Here is a 16,654-nt window from a genome sequence, read left to right as displayed (position 1 = left end):
TTTGCTAAGTAGAGAGATGACGTGCCATCTAAGTATTGCCTAGCAATGATACATTTTAGCTCTCGGCTATATTTGGACATAAAAAGACCCCCAATAATTGGTGTCCAACTATTGGGGGTCAGTTCAGATACTTATGTGCTGGGGGCTTTTTATTATTGGTTTGGAGCTGTGTATAGACTAGCTTGCTAGGTTCTAAATCGATTCACTTGGCTCTCTAGGTGATGAGCAACCTCGGTTAAGTCGCTCGCTGCACCTGAAATGCTGCTTACTGACTCTTGGTTACTTTGCGCGATGGTGTTTGCACCTTGCGCGTTCTCACCGAGTGACTTGGTTAGACGATCTTGCTCATCAACCGATACCGCGATTTGGCTATTGGCTTGATTTAAATCTTGAATGTGTTGGTTAATCACATGCAAGTTCTGAGAAGCCTGCTGTGCCTGAGTTGAAGCATCGGAAACCGTGCTGTGGCTCTCCTTAATCGACTCTAACGCATCTTTAGCGCCACGCTGCAGCGATGTGATGAGTTCATCAATCTGGCTAGCAGAATCTTGGGTGCGCTTAGCAAGCGTTCTTACTTCATCGGCTACGACGGCAAACCCGCGACCTTGTTCACCTGCGCGCGCAGCTTCAATAGCCGCATTCAATGCTAACAGGTTGGTTTGCTCAGAAACGCCTTTGATTACTTCAAGAATGGCACCAATGTTCATCGACTCTTTGTGTAGGTCTGTCACTTTCTGGCTACTCACCTGCATGCTTTCATCGGCGCTGCCAATTTCATGCAGTGTCTTGTCTACTTCTTTAAGTCCCATCGCGACATTCTCGGTCGCTTGATTTGCAACTTGAGAGGCGTGGTTAGCACTTGAAGCAATTTCCGATGTGCTCGAAGCCAATTGATCAACGGCTGACGAGATATTGATCATTTCATTGTTCAACTGTGTCGCGTTGGTCGAGCTGTTGTTAGTCACTTGATTAAGAGATTCGGACATCTCACCAATACGCACACTAGAGCGGTTCACTTGGCCAACGATATCGCGCAGAGATTCAATGGTGATCTCCATGTTGGTCAGTAGTTCGCCAATCTCGTTTTTGCTTTCAATGTTCACTTCAACATTCAGGTTGCCTTGAGAAAGCTCATTGGTGATCTGTTTAACCTGTGCGATACCTTTGGTGATAGAACGAGTCACCAAAACCGCGCTTGTCATGCCAATAAGCAAAGCCACTCCTGTAAGCAAGAAGATGATTTGAATGGAGCGTTTTTCACTGGCTTGCAGTACCGGCGTGAGCGCTTGCTTTTGTTGTTCGAGAATACTTTGAGCATCAGCTACCGAAATAGCTAAGCTATCGCCAATAGAGGCGAGAGTAGCGGTTCTTTGGGTGTTCTCAATCATCTGCTGATGAACTTGCTCAAAACCTTTCGCGTACGCTTCACGTTGGTTAGAGAAATCTTCAATCAGTTCACTTTGATAAGGGGATGATTTAAGAGATTCAATATCACCTTCGATACCTGGTAGAGCATATTCAAAAATGTCTTTACCGGCCTCATAGGTTTTGAGGTCGTTGTTGTTTGAGTAACTCAGCACAGTGATCTTGGCGGCGAGGAAATTCTCCATCAACATACCGGCGTACAAGCTCGCGTTTGGATCGTTGTTGTTGTAAGACTCATACAACAAGCTCTGAGCAGCTTTCAGTGCGTTGGTTTCCCTTTTGACCATCTCCACATTTACCAACTGGTCAATGAGGAGTTGGCTTTGTTTCATTGACCCATAAGCCGAATCAAAAGCTGCAACGCTGTCTTGCACTAATTGCAGGCTCGAGAGACTATCGGTATTGGTGGTGGTTTGGATTAGATTGTTCAGCAGTTCATCAATCGCGAGTTTGCTTGATTGATAATTCGTTTCGTATTGCTCATCCAATGACTCTAAGTAACGTTCAGAGGCTAAACGCATCTGAAGAAAGTGCACTTGAATGTTGCCTGATAATGTCGCTTTATGGCTGAGCTCACTGTATTGGCTAAAACCGTTCGACAAGGTTTGGATACCTTTGTAACTCACAAAGCCTGAAATGACGAAAAAGAGCAAGCAGATGGCATAACCCAGCTTGATCTTGAGCGCTATAGAAAGGTGGCGCATAACTATCCCTATATTGACCTGATTCTTTCACAGAGCAGTATTTCATAAAACGGTGTGTCGGGCATACTCAAAGTGAATAGTTTGTGTAAAAAGTAACGCTTTAGTTAAGTAATTCAGTTTTTTTAACACATTTTCAACGGGTTGCATATTTAATAGCGCGCGCTTAATTGAGCTAATTTAGTATTAACGTCCATGCACATGATGATAATTGTCGGTAAAATGGTAACAACTCAATTTAGACTTCAACGCCAAAGGTGCGATATGACCCTTTATAAACTCTATTTAGTAACGGATGACCAACAAGATTTAGATACGCTCAAGTTCGTGGTTGAACAAGCAGTTGCTGGTGGCGTCACCATGGTCCAAGTAAGAGAAAAGCATGGAGATGTAAGAGCGTTCATTGAACGAGCACAAGCTGTTAAGTCTATTTTGGCAGGAACAGACGTACCTTTGATCATTAATGACCGAGTCGATGTTGCATTGGCGGTGGATGCCGATGGCTTACATTTGGGTCAATCGGATATGCCACCAATCATAGCGCGTCAGTTGATTGGACCAGATAAGATTCTAGGTTTGTCGATAGAAGATGAGCAACAACTTCAACAAGCTGACGATTTGCCGATTGATTACATTGGTCTCAGTGCGCTTTTTACAACACCGACCAAGACTAATCTAAAAAAGCATTGGGGTTATGAAGGTATTCAAATGGCTTTGGAGACAACGAAGCTGCCGATTGTCGGTATTGGTGGAATCAACGAATCGAATATCCCTCAGTTAACGCAAACAGGCATCCATGGGTTGGCATTAGTCTCTGCGATATGTCACGCAAAAGACCCGAAAAAAGCAACGCAGGATCTGTTGTCCCTAATGGAGGAGTGAAAGGGTATTTAGACCAGAAAATAATGCGTTTAGCTGTTTGTTTTCTAGTTAAAACATAAGCACAGAGGTGTGCTTATGTTTATCGACTGAGCTTTTAAGGAAAACTATTAAGCACGGTATTCTATATACCCATGTAAACATATAAGGGACATAAACAGTTTATCGGATGTACAGAATTATCTGTTGAATATTCAGTTTGGTCTACTGAGCGCACAGAGCAACAGTGCCGATGATCATAACAACGATCGCGGTGTACCAACCGTATTGCGCTGTTTTATTCGCGACAAAAACTTTAATGTAATTGATTTCTTCATGCGCCATCGCGATAAAGTCCGTGTAGTTAATTGATAACTCACGGCTGGCTTCTTTCAAGTCTTGCTGCAGTTTGTTGAAAGCCTCATCGATGAAGCCTTTTGTTTCTGAAACAGAAGGAGTAGCAGCCAAAGCTAGACTATTCCAAACTGCCATACGCGATTCATATTCGCTTTCACTGACACAATTAAGTACGCGTAAATCATACTCTCGTTTGTTACGCTCTTTACCCATTTTCTCAGGGCAAATATTTCTTAAAACGTTCACGACAAATTTTCCAAAAGGTTCATTTAGATATAGAAAAGCACTCAAAGAGGGCTCATAAACTGGGGCGAATCAATATTCAAAAGTGATCTATTTGAAGCTGTCATAAGTTCTTGCAGGGCAGGGACACTTATTTCGAAGATTTGAAGTTGGGTCAGTGTTGTTAAAGAGCGATTTGGGACTGTCTATATTCGTTCGAAAAGACAAACCCGTTGGGATCGCATAGTAGTTATGTCACTTTGGGACATCAACTAGGGTGTTTTATCCAGACGACAAAGATATTTATCGGCAAGATAAGCTAAAATGAGGTAGTCGAGGCGTAATCATTACTAACCTCGATTCTAAGAATGGATCAGCTTTTAGTTTACTTGCCATTGGTTGTATTGCAGTGAATACCGTTCAAGGGTCTCGATGAGGCTAGTAAGAACCGGGCCGTTAATGTGACTGCGAGACACCAAGCAACCAACAGGTGTTATCCAACCACCATGCTCGTGTGCGACAGGCAAAGCCACAAGGTCTCCTTTTTCAATCCCTTTCATTACCATCATTTCAGGCACATTTGCCCAGCCAACATTCTGTTCAACGAGATCAACAATGGTCTTATGATTATTGGCATACCAAAGCATGGAGCTAATGCCGTAAGTGAACCATAGTTCGCGTTGTTTCGAACTGCGATGCACACATTGGCGATAACGCTTTAAGTCTGAGTCTTGCACTACGGGTAATTGGCTCAGTTCGTGAGTAGCCGAACTGACAGTTAGGAAACGCGCTTGGCCAAGCAAGAAAAAGTCCATATCAACCTTTAGCTCACCATCGGCATAGATGATTCCAACTTGCGCCTTGCCGCGTCTCACTAAGTCTTCGACATCGAATGTTGAAATGGTAATGATATCGAAGTGTGTGATAGGGAATTGATCGGCTAGCGAGCTGATTATCTTAATGAAATTCTTATCGATAATGCTTTCATCAACCGCAATGATCAGTTCATGTTCGTCTTCTTGTGTCAGCGATTCTACTTTTTGGTCGAAGTACTTTTGTTGATCAAGAATGGACTTAGCGACAGGCAATAACGCTTTACCTGTGTTGGTTAAAACGGGGATGTTTTTCTCTCGGTTAAACAGCTCTTGGTCGATGGCTATCTCTAGGTTGGCGATCGACTGGCTGACGCCGGATTGAGCACGTTTCAGCTTGCGCGCTGCCGCTGAAAAAGATCCGCTTTCACACACAGTGACGAAGACTTTTAATTGCTCAAAACTGTACATGCTACCTCTCACTCAATCCAATATGGGCTAATAACGTTCAGGCTATCACTATTCGTGATGGCTGTTAACTTTCTCTTATTATTTCAGATGACATAATCTCGACCAATTCAACACGTAATAGATTATTTAGAGGAATGTATGAGTACGTTAGAAAGAGTGTTTCACTCTGTGTTATTTGAAGTATTGGCCGTAACACTTTCCATTGTCGGCTTAGCGATATTTACCGATCATGATGTGAACGCCTTATCAGGAACCATGATAGTTGTTGCGAGTATCGCGATGATGTGGAACTACTGTTTTAATCGCATTTTTGATCGCCATTTCACGGGGGAAAAATCACAGCGTTCACTTAAGTTACGTGTTTTTCATGTCGTGTTATTTGAGGCTGGCTTGCTGGTGGCGACGATCCCTGTGATGGCGTACTTGCTCAACGTCGGTATTTGGCAGGCATTTTTGATGGATATCGGCGTGACCATTTTTATTACCATTTACGCATTTGTATTCAACCTGATTTACGACCATGTTCGAGCGTTTTTGGTGCATAGATCCAATCTCGCAGTTCAGTAATCTGCTAAGTCAGTAAATGCTATTTTGGCTACTAACCGATTGTTTATTCGTTATTTTTACGGAGGTATTCGGCTAGTAAGCCTAGGTCACTCGTCATTTATTCTGCTATCTTCAATAAGGTGATAATTTGAAATACAAGCCAAACCTGAAGCAAGCTATCGAAGTGCGGATAGGGCGCTTTATCGTGCCAAGGGCAGTGGCCGAAATAGGGTATGTAGTTCTAGTCCGAGTTGCCCAGAGCCAATTGCCTTGGTTAATTATAATCGTGTCTGAGCCGAAATTGAGCGTTGGTAAATCTTTGGGGTAATACCGGAGACTCGTTTAAAGGCTCTAGAAAAGTGGGAAATATTGGTGTAACCCAATTGGCTCGAAATGTAAGTCAACGTATGGCCTTCTTCCATCAGGTCACATGCGACAGAAAACATCAGGTTCTCTTTGATTTTCCGGTAGGTGGTATTTTCGTTTTTCAGCTTACGTTGAAATGTTCGTACAGAAAAGTTTAAGAGTTCAGCTGCCCCTTCAAGTGAGAGGTCTTGCTCCTTCATGTAGGGTTTGAGTAACTCGTAAACGCTGTCAGTAAAGCTTGTGTGCCATTCAATGATCGCCGGCTTGTTACTTAAGTCTTTGGCGGTGAGTCGAATCGGTAGTTGTAAGATCTCATCAGGGATAAGAACCGCGGTAGAGCGATGGCCGACAAACAGCTGGCAGTGATTGGAAAGCAGCGTTTTAACGATGTCGGTGTCATTGCCTTGCAAACGCACTTTGGTTGGTTGCCAAGGTGACTTAGATAGAATGGTGATTAATTCGATGATGTAGGTAATGGCAAAAACTTCGCCCCATTGGAACATGGGTGAATTATCTTCAGTTGCGGTTCGGCAGAACCAACTCTGACCATGCTCTTGAATGAAGTCGACTCTACTACCGGGAGAATCATAAGAGAAAATGGTGTTGATGTGTTTTAACGAATCCTCAATCGTTTCAAACTCGGTAAACTGATGCAAGACGTATGGGATGATTCGTCGTTTAAAGGCCAAACCGAGCACATCCGTAAATCGAGAGACACCGAGTTGTGACGAAGTCAGATAAATCAGTCGCTTGATGGATTCAGACGGCACAAAGTCACTTTCTGATTCAATGAGGCCGGGCGGCAAGCCTGAGTCTTCAAGCAACTTATACAGGTCTATGCCATAGTCCGTGAACACTTGCACTAAGATTTTGGCATAACTTGTTTGTATTACTGGGACTTGGTAAGAGCGAGTAGCCATGATCAAACAATCCTTGTGTATCTATACGTTATTAGACGTGCATATCATTTACAGTGTTTTGTTTAGTAAATCTAACCCTATTTACTTGAGTTTTCCATGGTCGGGTTTATTTTTAAGATATTAATTTTGTTTGATTTTAGCTATTGAGAAGGGAGTTCCATGTCAGAAGTCAAAGGGAACAAGCAAGACGACAATGAAGAAAGTAGCCAACCCGAAAATGGTAAAGATAAGGTAAGAAAGGTCACCAATTACTTACTCGGGTTTGTGGCATTCACACTGTTATTTAGTGTTATCGCCGATCGAATTATTCCTATTACTGATAACGCACGTGTGAAGGGTTATATCGTTCCTATCAAACCTGAAGTGTCGGGCAAGGTGCTTGATATTTTAGTACAACCAAACCAATTGGTTAATCAAGGCGACACACTTGCGGTTTTGGATAAGTCTGATTATCGAATTGCAGTTCAACAGGCAGAGCAAAACTTAGAAATCGCAGGGCAGAATGTCGGTGCTCAGACTGCGAGCATTGCTTCTGCGCAAGCCAAGTTAACCTCTGCTCTGGTTGAGAAGCAAAACACTCAATTACAGGCTAAACGAGTGTTGGAAATGGCAGACAAAGGTGTCGTGTCTAAATCGGATGCTGACCAAGCCCGCGCTGCACTAGCAACTGCTCGTGCTGGTGTTACTAATGCGGAAGCGGATTTGGAACGTGCTAAACAACAAATGGGTAAAGAGGGCAAAGAAAACAGCCAAGTGAAAGCGGCATTATTGGCACTAGAGCAAGCTCAATTAAACCTAGAACGCACGGTTATCAAAGCGCCAACTCAAGGGGGTGTGTCTAATTTTAGTTTGTCAGAAGGTTTCTATGCATCTGAGGGGCAAGCCATTATGACGTTTGTCTCAACCGAAGATATCTGGATCGAAGCTTACTATCGCGAAAATAGTTTAGGCAATGTCGCGGTCGGTGATGAAGTGGAAGTTGCTCTAGATTTTGCTCCGGGTCGAATCGTGAAGGGTCGAGTGAGCAGTATCGATTGGGGGGTCGATTGGGGACAAAATGATCAAGCTGGTAAACTAGCTCAAGCGAGTCAACAAACAGGTTGGTTACGCCAAACTCAGATGCTGCCAATCACCATTGAATTTGAACGCGATACTGTGCAAGGCATGCTACGTGTGGGTGGTCAGGCTGATGTGATTGTTTATAGTGGTGATAACTTCGTTTTCAACGCAATAGGCAAGCTTTGGATTCGATTCATAAGCGTACTGTCTTATGTCCGATAAGCCTATTCTCGACCATCAAATTCAGCAACGGATCCTGCGTTATACCGTAGGCGTTACGTTGGCTGTATTTTTGGCTGCATGGATTAACTGGCCACTCGCATTTGTGGCGCCGGTGTTCACAGCTAAGTTCCTACTCGATAAGCCTAACCTGCACAAGGAAACAGTCTACGAACTCTTGTTGGCAGTAGTCGCCACCATGGCATTGGGTTTATTGCTGTCGCGCGGAATTACCCATTATCCGATTCCTCTGTTAATTTTAGTTGGGTTGATGATGTTATGGGGCTACTACTTATTCGTTGACCCTAAATGGAACTTGTTTGCGACTGTGCTATTAATCGCGGTGTTGATGTTGCCATTTATGGCGATTGATAACCCTGGCGTTTCGGTCATGTTGGCTTCTGGTTTGGCGACATCGGGTGTCGTTTCAGTGATGATTTTTGCGTTAGTGCATGTGTTTTTTCCTGAACCTAAAACGGGCTTTTCAGGCTTTGATCCAGTGCCGCTCGAAAAGAAACAACGTTGGTATGCTGCTTTTAGAGCGATGATCATCTCTTATCCTGTCGTGTGCTTTTTCTTTATTTTTCAGATCTCTGAAGCATTGTTAACTATGATGTTTATTGCGTTGTTGTCGTTAATGATTACTTCAGAGAAATCTGTAAAACTGAGCGTCTTTTTAGTCATCAGTAATGGTATTGGGGGCATGCTGGCGATTACCGCTTTTTCAATCCTTTCTATTGTTCCCAATATTGTCTTCTACTCTTTATTTATAGGTCTTGTCGCTATTTTGATGGCCACGAAGATCTACACCGTTCCAGAAAAAGCACCGATTTTTGCCACTGCATTCAGTACCTTATTGGTACTTGTGGGGAGTACATTGATGAGCTCAGGTGATATTGATAGCAACGCATTCATACGCATATTCCAGTTAGTGATAATTGGAGTCTATATGATTTTGGCTTCACTCTTCCTTGAAACCAGGAATTGGAAGTTCTTACAAAATCAGCCTTAATTTTTGCCATACAAGGACGTCTCATGAAGCTAACCGATGATTTTTCAAAACAGGCGATTGATGCCGCAATCAAAATTGCAGCCATTGCCATGCTCGTCTATTGGTGTTTTTCGATTTTGCGCCCATTTATTTTACTGGTGGTGTGGGGGGCGATTATTGCGACCGCGCTGTATCCAGTGGCGGTCGCCATTTCAAATAAAACGGGTATGTCAAAAGGAAAAGCCAGTGCATTGCTGAGCTTTATTGGCGTAATTCTGTTACTGATTCCTCTCGTTGCACTTTCTTCTGGTATTTACACCAGCACTTCAGATTTGATGACCGGTCTTCAAGACGGCACCTTATCACTGCCTAAACCGAAAGAGTCCTTACAAGAGATTCCATTCATTGGAGAGAGGGTTTATTCAACATTGGTTGCCGCCTCAAATAATATAGAAGGCACTTTTATCAAATATGCTGACGAATTGAAGATCTTTGCATCTAAAGCAGCGTCTGTTTTAGGTTCTTTGGGGGGCGGTTTTATTCAATTCATTATCTCGACCATTATTGCTGGCGCGTTCATGAGTAACGCTGAGCGATGCCAAACGGGTGTGACTCACTTGGTGGCTCGCTTAACTGACGGTAAAGGTAAAGAACTTGTTCAACTATCTAAAGCAACGGTACGTAGCGTAGTACAAGGTGTGATTGGTGTGGCCGTCATTCAATCCATCATGTCAGCAATCGGATTAGTTATTGCGGGCGTTCCAGCGGCAGCCATGTGGGCGTTAGCGGTATTGTTGATCGCTATTATCCAACTGCCACCCATTCTTGCTCTGCTACCTGCGATCATCTACATGTTCAGTGTTGAATCGACACTTGCGGCGAGTTTGTTCTTAGTGTGGTGTATTTTAGTGAGCGGTAGTGACGCGATTTTGAAGCCGATGTTGTTGAGCCGCGGCTCTCATATCCCTATGTTGGTGATTCTGTTAGGTGCGTTAGGTGGTATGGCAATGTCGGGTATTGTGGGCCTATTTGTTGGTGCAGTAATACTCAGTTTGACCTACGAACTTATGATGGCTTGGCTTGGCCTTGAAGATAAAGGCGAAGAAGACCAAGAGGCAAAGTAAATGAAACCAGTTTCGAAAGACGACAACTTCTACTTCTTGTTTTATGCACTGTTGGTGTTGTTTTTTGGTTGTGCTGTGATGCAGCAGTTCTATCCGCAAGGACAGAAAACAATACTATTTATTATCATTATTACTTTGGCGAGTTCAATTGTTGGTATTCATAAAGAGCGAGCTTTGTATCGCTCTTGGTATGGGATGTTGTTGATCACGGCCTTGGTGTCTGGTGTGTTTTCATTTTTGGAAGGCTATAACTTATCGGTAGTAACGTTATCGGCGTTGGCTGTGTTCTTGTTTTCGCATATTTACTCTGCGTTAAAGCAAGTGATGAAAGCAAAAACGGTAACCCCTAATCACATCATCGGCTCTATCTGTATTTACTTACTGTTGGGGTTTGCTTGGTCGACTATCTATTTGTTGATTCTAGAAATCTTTCCTAAAGCCTTTAATGGGTTAGAAGAGCAAATTTGGCTAACAAACTTGTTCAATGCAATGTACTTTAGTTTCATTACGTTGACCACGGTTGGCTACGGTGATATATCACCGGCTTTGCCTATTGCTCAGTTCTTTGTGTTTATGGAATCCATTATTGGCAGTTTCTACTTGGCCATCATGGTGGCGAGCTTGGTGAGTATTCGGCTTGCTCAATCTCAATCCCAATAAAGGACACACAAAGAAGCTCGGTAATTGCCGGGCTTCTTCTATCGTATGAGCTTCAAAGTATGTATGGGCTTTGAGCTTTAATTTTGTGTGCCCTAGGAATCTTAGGCCTCAGTGCCTTGTATCTTTTCTAGCTTTTCGATAGTCGTTTGCGACACGAGCTGACCATCCATATAGTAGCTAACGTTTTGACCATCTTTGATTCCGGTAAGCGTTCCTGTTTCACCAGAGGTATAGACGATATCCATTTGAACCGTGTTTTTGTCGATCTTAATCATCGCACCCGTTTCAATCGTGCGATTGTTTGAGATTGGTCCTACAGGAGCTTCTTTGAGGCTTGGGTCTAGGCCGTCGTTCAGTTTTGAAAGGGAGGTTGTGGCAATACCAACGGTTACTTCATGACATAGGTGTAAGTTTTTACTGCAAGCCAACGTAAAAGGCGAAAGATAAGGGTAGTGGCTTTAAAAGCAAACTTGGCGATTGAGGTCATCGCTTCAGCCGCAATGCTCAAGCATTTATGTAAATCTGATTCTTTGTATTCTGAGTAGGTCATCTTGTTATCTCATCTCTCGTTGTTATCTTTTACATATAAATAATGACTCCTGTCTAGCTCTATCCCCTGAGTACGTAATGTACGAATATTCAACGTGAAATATTTACCATTTAGTGCCACGTAGCTTAGAAATTAGCCGAAAGGGAATTCGTTGAGAGAAATTAAGCACCTGCCTAGGTGTAAGTTATTAAGTTACCGAAAAAACGAGGTTATATAGTGGTATGATCGCAGGCTCAGCACCATAAGTAATAAAGAATAGGAAACAGAATGACTCACCTTACCGAACAGCAAGAAGCTGCAATGGCGATGTTTAAAGAAAACTTACACCTTCCAAATGGTGGTTTTCATAAACTGATTATCGAGCTAAGTAAGGAATATCAGCTGCCTTTCCAAAAGGTGCGTGCGGTTTTAAAGAAAGCTCAAAAAGATGTTGAACGACAGATACGAGAAGACTTTACCAACGTTGATGACACAGTACTGAGCCAAGCGAATTGGGTAAACATCATTAAGTCGAAGCTTGTTGAGTTAGCGGAAGAAAACCAAACGGTCATGGATAAGCTGCAACTCAATCTGAAATATCAAAAAGTATTGTCGGCAACCAATGGTTCAATCGCAAGCGAAGACGAACGTGACGAGTTGATTGAAGAGTTGATTCAAGCTTATGAGAAAGAGGTGTTCAAACCTTTACTGGCGATGCTGCATACAACAAAGCTGTATTGGAAGTTAATGCTGGTGGATGAGACATGTAAGATGAATGAGGAAAATCGTGAGAAGTTCAGTGATTACCCTCAACACATGCAAGCTGCAGAACACTTATATACTTTGGATCAGAAGTTAAGGTCTATGCCGTTAACTGATTAGTCCATGAATGCACTGATAATGACTCATTGGTGATTCAGAGTTTGATATAAGTTGGTTTCAATAGAAGCACGATAACCTAGCTAGCGTTAGCCGCGTGTGAAATGCAAAAAGGGCTAGGTTTCTGATCTGTTTTACTTCTACTCTATTTCGTTCAGCTAGAGCGAATTGAGGGTGACATCTTTTGTATCTTTGGAACTAGGCAGTGTTTCTTTTTGTAGCCTTTGGAAATGCTATAGGAGTGTGAAATGTCCTAGGGTGTTTCCGTTGCCCGAAACGATAGTTCCGATGCTGTCTCGTTCATTAAATTCAAAGTCGATGAGATAACTGTTGTGTTGTAGCTTAGGCAATATGTGGCGGTGAAGTATATCGCTATTGAGCTGTCGGATCTCGGTGACCCATGAAATTTCTTCTTTATGTAAGTCTATTTTTATCGTGAGCATTTACTACCTTTAAGTTTATTAACTGATTTGTCGCGTGATAATTGGTACCAATGGGTTTGTCGTGTTGTTCTGCGTGACATAACTGTGCCTTGTGTTTATTACATTTATATTTAAGTCGTCGAACTATTGTTGATTCGCTTACTTTAAAGAAAGCAAATGATGAATAGAACGGTAGTGGGATCTATTTTAAAAGCTATTGAATGACTATCTGGGTGAAAGCTGACGCAGAGATGGTGTAACGAGGGAATCGAGAACTGTCTATGTGGAACTTGGACTTACTTTAGCATTAACAGCTCTATAGATTAGAGCCAAGTGGCGAACTATACGCCTAGTTTTTTAAATTACAACCTTATTTTCAATTAAACTTTAAATAAGCCTGAATAAATTAACGCCACTAATTGAGGGTTAAATGAGCGAATAGAGTAGGGTTCATCGCCTCACTGTCTGGGGTAACTACAGTTCTTACTCAAGTTATCTTAGGTTTACTGATTGCCTTTTTTATGATATTTCATTTTAACTTTCTGTTATATAAAGTGTTTACATTGTAAATTGGAAGGCTGGTTTATTTGTGAACTGTTGGGTTTTGAGTTATAGAGCTAAAGCTATAAAGCTTCTTTTTGTTGATTGGTTCGGGAATGTCACCGAGCTTATCCTCTGATAAATCTAATGATTTGCTGTATTTTCAGCTATTCGCGTTTAAAAATTACCGACATCACTCCATCCATATTTCTCATCTGGACCTATTTCCTTATTCTGATGCTATTTTGAACAATCAAGCTTATGGATGAGAAAGCGCCTCCTGATTTATGAACCTCCACTGACTTGAGTCGCATTTTTTCCAGGTCGCTCTTACTACAGAGACCTTCAATTGTGAGTTCTACTCGCCACTACCTGATCTAACAAAAAATGAATACTCACTTTAACGTTTCTGAATAAGAAAGTTGTTGTTACACCAATTTAGTGCAAATATAATTGATAATAATTCTCACTTGCGTTACAGGTATGTTGTCAATTTGGCGGCAGACTTTAAATTATCGTTATTTAGCGGTTGTGTACGCCCCATACTCACCTATGAGTAATGTGACTTTCATTGTCATGAGTGGTGGTTTGTATCAATGGCAAAGGAATAAACATGAAGAAAACAATCAATGCAGTTCGTCAGCTATTGAGCGGACTTGTTATCGTTCTTTTATCGTCAGTGATGGCGATGGCTCAAGCAAACACAGTCACGATTGAACACGTTAAAGGCACAGCGCAGTTTACTGAAGTACCACAGCGAGTGGTGGTTCTTGGCCATGGTAGCTTAGACGTGCTAGATCAAATTGGTGTGCAACCAGTTGGCGCGCCTCATAGCTTGCTGCCTGATTACCTCGCTTCATACAAAGAAACGACTGCGAACACTGGCTCGTTGAGCGAACCTGATTTTGAAGCTATCTACATGTTGAAACCAGATATCATCATCGCGGAAAACCGCATGCTTAAGGTTTACGACCAACTAACACAGATCGCTCCTACGGTCATGTTCTCTATTGAAGGTGATAAGTACTGGGCTGACGCTCAACAAAACTGGCGCGCGCTAGGCGACATTTTTGGTAAGCAAGCTGAGGTCGAAGCGATCATTAAAGAGACTCAAGCTTCGATCACTGTGATAAACGACAAAGTGGCGTCTAACGAAACTTCAGCCATGATGCTAATGAACAACGGCAACAACATCGCTATGTTCAACAAAGGCAGCCGTTTCTCAATCATCTTTGATGATTTTGGCTTCGTTGAGTCAAAGAGTGCAACAGTGGCTCCGATCAAAGGAACACACGGCAATCTAATCTCTTTTGAATACATTGCTGATGCGAAACCTGAAGTGCTTTACGTTCTTGACCGCGAAAAAGCGATTGGCAGATCTGAAGGACGCGCACAACAACTGTTTGATAACCCATTAGTTGCGGCAACACCTGCAGCGCAGCAAGGTAACATCGTTTACCTTGATTCAAGTGCTTGGTATCTGGCAGGCGGTGGTGTGACTGCGATTCACAGAATGCTTGGTGATGTTGAACGTACTATTCAATAGTTACTCATCATCAGATTTTTGGGCTTATAAGAGTGTTCTTATAAGCCCTTTTCACTTTTCATACGGGCTACCCGAGACCTACCTTTAGTATTATTTCTATGTTGAAACCCATTGCAGCTGCTGTATTTCTTGTTGTGTTATGCATTGCGTCATTGATGATTGGAGTCGCTGAAATTAGTTTTAGTGACTTCTTCAACGGCAACCAACACGCCAACTCTATTTATATTGTTAGTCGAATTCCTAGGTTGTTCGCGATTGTGCTTGCTGGCGCGGGATTGAGTGTCGCAGGCTTGATCATGCAGCAGATCGTACAGAACAAGTTTGCCGCACCTTCGACTATGGGGACCATTGACTGTGCCATGTTAGGTTACATCGTTGGTATTCTAGTGCTGGGTAATGCCGCGCAATGGAGCTACTTAGGCTTTATTTTCGCGTTTGCCGTTTTCGGGACCATGTTGTTGGTGCGTTTCTTACAACACCTAAAATTCAAAAATGCGGTTTTGGTGCCTTTGATTGGCATCATGTACGGCAACGTCGTCTCGTCTTTAACAACCTTCATTGCTTATAAGTACGACTTAGTGCAAACCATGTCGGCATGGACGATGGCGAACTTTGCAAGTGTGTTGCAAGGCAGCTACGAAATCCTTTATCTGGCTGTGCCTGCCTGTGTGTTGGCTTACTACTTTGCGAGCCAATTTAGCGCGGCGAGCATTGGCGAGAGCTTTGCTAAAAACATCGGCCTGAATTACCAGAAAATCGTCTTCATCGGTGTTGCGCTTGTTGCTATCTGCGCCTCTTCTGTAGTGATGATCGTTGGCGTCATTCCATTCCTTGGTTTAATTGTCCCGAATATCGTGTCGTTGATGATGGGCGATAACATGAAGAAGATTTTACCTTGGACTGCTTACTGGGGCGTGATTTTAGTATTAGCTTGTGATTTATTAGCTCGAATAGTCATTTTCCCTTATGAGATCCCAATCTCGATGGTAATCAGCATCTTTGGTGGCTTAATTTTTATCTACCTAATCATGAGAGACAAGTCGAATGCGTGATTCAATAAAAATTGCGATTCTGGCTATCGCATCTTTGGGTATGGCGGCAGTATTTGTGGGGCAGGGACTCACGTGGGATAACTACGAGTTCTTCTTGTCTCTGCGATTACCAAAACTGTTGTCGATTGTGTTGGCGGCGGTAGCGATTTCTGCATCGTCATTGGTTTTTCAAACCATTACTAACAATCGAATTTTAACCCCATCCATCTTGGGTTTTGACAGTTTGTACATGCTGGTTCAAACGGTGCTTCTGTTTGTATTTGGCAGTACCAGTTTCTGGGTGATTGATTCCATCGCTAACTTTTCGTTGTCTGTGACTGTGATGATCTTGTTCTCATTTGCCCTGTTCCACTTCTACTTTAAGAGCAAGCGAAACAACGTATTTACACTGCTGTTGATTGGTATTGTGTGTGGCAGCGTATTCTCGAGTCTGTCTAGCTTCTTAGCGATGTTGATTGACCCGAACGAGTTCGCGGTGCTGCAGAATGTGATGTTCGCAAGTTTCAATAATGTGAAAGGTGAGCTGGTTTATCTCAGTCTTATTCCACTGGGTTTGAGCTTGCTTGGACTATGGTTGTTTGCGCCCAAGCTCGATGTACTTTGGCTTGGCGTCGATAACGCGACAAGCTTAGGCGTGAACACCAAGCGACTGACTCAGATTATCTTGGTGATTGTGTCAGTGATGGTGGCTGTGTCTACTGCTTTGGTTGGCCCAGTACTTTTCTTTGGCTTGATCACCGTGAGCTTGGCTCGTCAGATGTTCAGCTCTTATCAGCATCGTGTGCTTATCATTGCCAGCAGTTTATTAGCGGTGGTGCTACTTGTTTCTGGCCAATGGTTTATCGAAAAAGTGATGGCGTTTGAAACCACAGTGAGTGTGATCATTAACTTGGTCGGCGGTTTGTATTTTATGTTCTTGTTGTTACGCACCAGAATTCAGTAAAGGTAGTAAGTA

The 16,654-nt window shown here is 42.8% G+C and carries 15 protein-coding genes and 2 pseudogenes; 10 read left to right on the top strand and 7 right to left on the bottom strand.

The window, feature by feature from the left end; translation table 11 throughout:
* Positions 1-80: pseudogene (locus L8S15_RS21890) on the bottom strand (helix-turn-helix domain-containing protein); the annotation flags it as partial.
* A gap of 105 nt (positions 81-185) precedes the next feature.
* Positions 186-2,129 carry a methyl-accepting chemotaxis protein gene (locus tag L8S15_RS21010; protein WP_065099918.1) on the bottom strand — a complete coding sequence of 648 codons (1,944 nt, stop codon included), beginning with the start codon at positions 2,127-2,129 and terminating at the stop codon, positions 186-188.
* Positions 2,130-2,390: 261 nt separating this feature from the next.
* Here L8S15_RS21010 and thiE point away from each other — a divergent pair, with 261 nt between their 5' ends.
* Positions 2,391-3,008: a thiamine phosphate synthase gene (gene thiE, locus L8S15_RS21005; RefSeq protein WP_010430512.1), complete on the top strand. Its 618-nt coding sequence runs from the start codon at positions 2,391-2,393 to the stop codon at positions 3,006-3,008.
* 201 nt (positions 3,009-3,209) lie between these two features.
* Here the strand turns inward: thiE and L8S15_RS21000 are convergent, their stop codons facing one another.
* Positions 3,210-3,554, bottom strand: a complete 345-nt coding sequence (locus tag L8S15_RS21000) for a thiamine-phosphate diphosphorylase (RefSeq protein WP_280575005.1) — start codon at positions 3,552-3,554, stop codon at positions 3,210-3,212.
* A gap of 389 nt (positions 3,555-3,943) precedes the next feature.
* Positions 3,944-4,846: a LysR family transcriptional regulator gene (locus L8S15_RS20995; protein ID WP_280575001.1), complete on the bottom strand. Its 903-nt coding sequence runs from the start codon at positions 4,844-4,846 to the stop codon at positions 3,944-3,946.
* A gap of 138 nt (positions 4,847-4,984) precedes the next feature.
* Here L8S15_RS20995 and L8S15_RS20990 point away from each other — a divergent pair, with 138 nt between their 5' ends.
* Positions 4,985-5,413: a PACE efflux transporter gene (locus tag L8S15_RS20990; RefSeq protein ID WP_016785403.1), complete on the top strand. Its 429-nt coding sequence runs from the start codon at positions 4,985-4,987 to the stop codon at positions 5,411-5,413.
* A 257-nt stretch (positions 5,414-5,670) separates the two neighbouring features.
* Here the strand turns inward: L8S15_RS20990 and L8S15_RS20985 are convergent, their stop codons facing one another.
* On the bottom strand, positions 5,671-6,678 hold the full coding sequence (locus L8S15_RS20985) for a helix-turn-helix domain-containing protein (protein ID WP_280574997.1): 1,008 nt from the start codon (positions 6,676-6,678) through the stop codon (positions 5,671-5,673).
* Between the two features lie 159 nt (positions 6,679-6,837).
* Here L8S15_RS20985 and L8S15_RS20980 point away from each other — a divergent pair, with 159 nt between their 5' ends.
* Genes L8S15_RS20980 through L8S15_RS20965 form a run of 4 tightly spaced genes read left to right on the top strand, consistent with a single transcriptional unit; the run spans position 6,838 to position 10,731 of the window.
* Entirely contained in the window at positions 6,838-7,959 is a 1,122-nt protein-coding gene (locus tag L8S15_RS20980; RefSeq protein WP_065099915.1) for an HlyD family secretion protein, read from the top strand.
* Complete coding sequence (locus L8S15_RS20975; protein WP_010430494.1) at positions 7,949-8,968, top strand: DUF2955 domain-containing protein; 1,020 nt, start codon at positions 7,949-7,951, stop codon at positions 8,966-8,968. Before L8S15_RS20980 ends, L8S15_RS20975 begins: the two co-directional genes overlap by 11 nt.
* Positions 8,969-8,991: 23 nt before the next feature.
* Positions 8,992-10,071, top strand: a complete 1,080-nt coding sequence (locus tag L8S15_RS20970; protein WP_010430492.1) for an AI-2E family transporter — start codon at positions 8,992-8,994, stop codon at positions 10,069-10,071.
* The gene (locus L8S15_RS20965; protein WP_016789047.1) at positions 10,072-10,731 is read left to right on the top strand and encodes a potassium channel family protein; all 660 of its coding nucleotides are present in this window, start codon (positions 10,072-10,074) and stop codon (positions 10,729-10,731) included.
* Positions 10,732-10,832: 101 nt separating this feature from the next.
* Here L8S15_RS20965 and L8S15_RS20960 read toward each other — a convergent pair.
* Positions 10,833-11,090, bottom strand: a pseudogene (locus L8S15_RS20960) (hypothetical protein); the annotation flags it as partial.
* 458 nt (positions 11,091-11,548) lie between these two features.
* On the opposite strand from L8S15_RS20960, the gene L8S15_RS20955 reads away from it, so the two are divergent.
* Positions 11,549-12,142, top strand: a complete 594-nt coding sequence (locus tag L8S15_RS20955; protein WP_280574994.1) for a hypothetical protein — start codon at positions 11,549-11,551, stop codon at positions 12,140-12,142.
* Between the two features lie 230 nt (positions 12,143-12,372).
* Here L8S15_RS20955 and L8S15_RS20950 read toward each other — a convergent pair whose 3' ends face one another.
* Positions 12,373-12,582 carry a hypothetical protein gene (locus L8S15_RS20950; RefSeq protein WP_010430480.1) on the bottom strand — a complete coding sequence of 70 codons (210 nt, stop codon included), beginning with the start codon at positions 12,580-12,582 and terminating at the stop codon, positions 12,373-12,375.
* 1,132 nt (positions 12,583-13,714) lie between these two features.
* On the opposite strand from L8S15_RS20950, the gene L8S15_RS20945 reads away from it, so the two are divergent.
* From L8S15_RS20945 to L8S15_RS20935, 3 genes are all read left to right on the top strand, one after another.
* Positions 13,715-14,647: an ABC transporter substrate-binding protein gene (locus L8S15_RS20945; RefSeq protein ID WP_016785399.1), complete on the top strand. Its 933-nt coding sequence runs from the start codon at positions 13,715-13,717 to the stop codon at positions 14,645-14,647.
* A gap of 98 nt (positions 14,648-14,745) precedes the next feature.
* Positions 14,746-15,699, top strand: coding sequence for an iron chelate uptake ABC transporter family permease subunit (locus tag L8S15_RS20940; protein WP_016768309.1), 954 nt, complete (start codon positions 14,746-14,748; stop codon positions 15,697-15,699).
* Positions 15,692-16,642 carry an iron chelate uptake ABC transporter family permease subunit gene (locus L8S15_RS20935; protein WP_016768310.1) on the top strand — a complete coding sequence of 317 codons (951 nt, stop codon included), beginning with the start codon at positions 15,692-15,694 and terminating at the stop codon, positions 16,640-16,642. The genes L8S15_RS20940 and L8S15_RS20935 overlap by 8 nt, the downstream gene beginning before the upstream one ends.
* Positions 16,643-16,654: the final 12 nt, after the last annotated feature.

Source organism: Vibrio sp. S/42/10 (assembly GCF_029890535.1).
Lineage (GTDB): Bacteria > Pseudomonadota > Gammaproteobacteria > Enterobacterales > Vibrionaceae > Vibrio > Vibrio cyclitrophicus.
This window is presented reverse-complemented; position numbering and strand designations above follow the sequence as displayed.

Excerpts from the sequence above, each read along its gene's own strand:
- L8S15_RS20995 (WP_280575001.1), bottom strand. The coding sequence starts at position 4,846 with ATGTACAGTTTTGAGCAATTAAAAGTCTTCGTCACTGTGTGTGAAAGC.
- L8S15_RS20950 (WP_010430480.1), bottom strand. The coding sequence starts at position 12,582 with ATGCTCACGATAAAAATAGACTTACATAAAGAAGAAATTTCATGGGTC.
- L8S15_RS21000 (WP_280575005.1), bottom strand. The coding sequence starts at position 3,554 with ATGGGTAAAGAGCGTAACAAACGAGAGTATGATTTACGCGTACTTAAT.
- L8S15_RS20985 (WP_280574997.1), bottom strand. The coding sequence starts at position 6,678 with ATGGCTACTCGCTCTTACCAAGTCCCAGTAATACAAACAAGTTATGCC.
- L8S15_RS20990 (WP_016785403.1), top strand. The coding sequence starts at position 4,985 with ATGAGTACGTTAGAAAGAGTGTTTCACTCTGTGTTATTTGAAGTATTG.
- L8S15_RS20965 (WP_016789047.1), top strand. The coding sequence starts at position 10,072 with ATGAAACCAGTTTCGAAAGACGACAACTTCTACTTCTTGTTTTATGCA.
- L8S15_RS20935 (WP_016768310.1), top strand. The coding sequence starts at position 15,692 with ATGCGTGATTCAATAAAAATTGCGATTCTGGCTATCGCATCTTTGGGT.
- thiE (WP_010430512.1), top strand. The coding sequence starts at position 2,391 with ATGACCCTTTATAAACTCTATTTAGTAACGGATGACCAACAAGATTTA.
- L8S15_RS20970 (WP_010430492.1), top strand. The coding sequence starts at position 8,992 with ATGAAGCTAACCGATGATTTTTCAAAACAGGCGATTGATGCCGCAATC.
- L8S15_RS21010 (WP_065099918.1), bottom strand. The coding sequence starts at position 2,129 with ATGCGCCACCTTTCTATAGCGCTCAAGATCAAGCTGGGTTATGCCATC.
- L8S15_RS20940 (WP_016768309.1), top strand. The coding sequence starts at position 14,746 with ATGTTGAAACCCATTGCAGCTGCTGTATTTCTTGTTGTGTTATGCATT.
- L8S15_RS20980 (WP_065099915.1), top strand. The coding sequence starts at position 6,838 with ATGTCAGAAGTCAAAGGGAACAAGCAAGACGACAATGAAGAAAGTAGC.
- L8S15_RS20945 (WP_016785399.1), top strand. The coding sequence starts at position 13,715 with ATGAAGAAAACAATCAATGCAGTTCGTCAGCTATTGAGCGGACTTGTT.
- L8S15_RS20975 (WP_010430494.1), top strand. The coding sequence starts at position 7,949 with ATGTCCGATAAGCCTATTCTCGACCATCAAATTCAGCAACGGATCCTG.
- L8S15_RS20955 (WP_280574994.1), top strand. The coding sequence starts at position 11,549 with ATGACTCACCTTACCGAACAGCAAGAAGCTGCAATGGCGATGTTTAAA.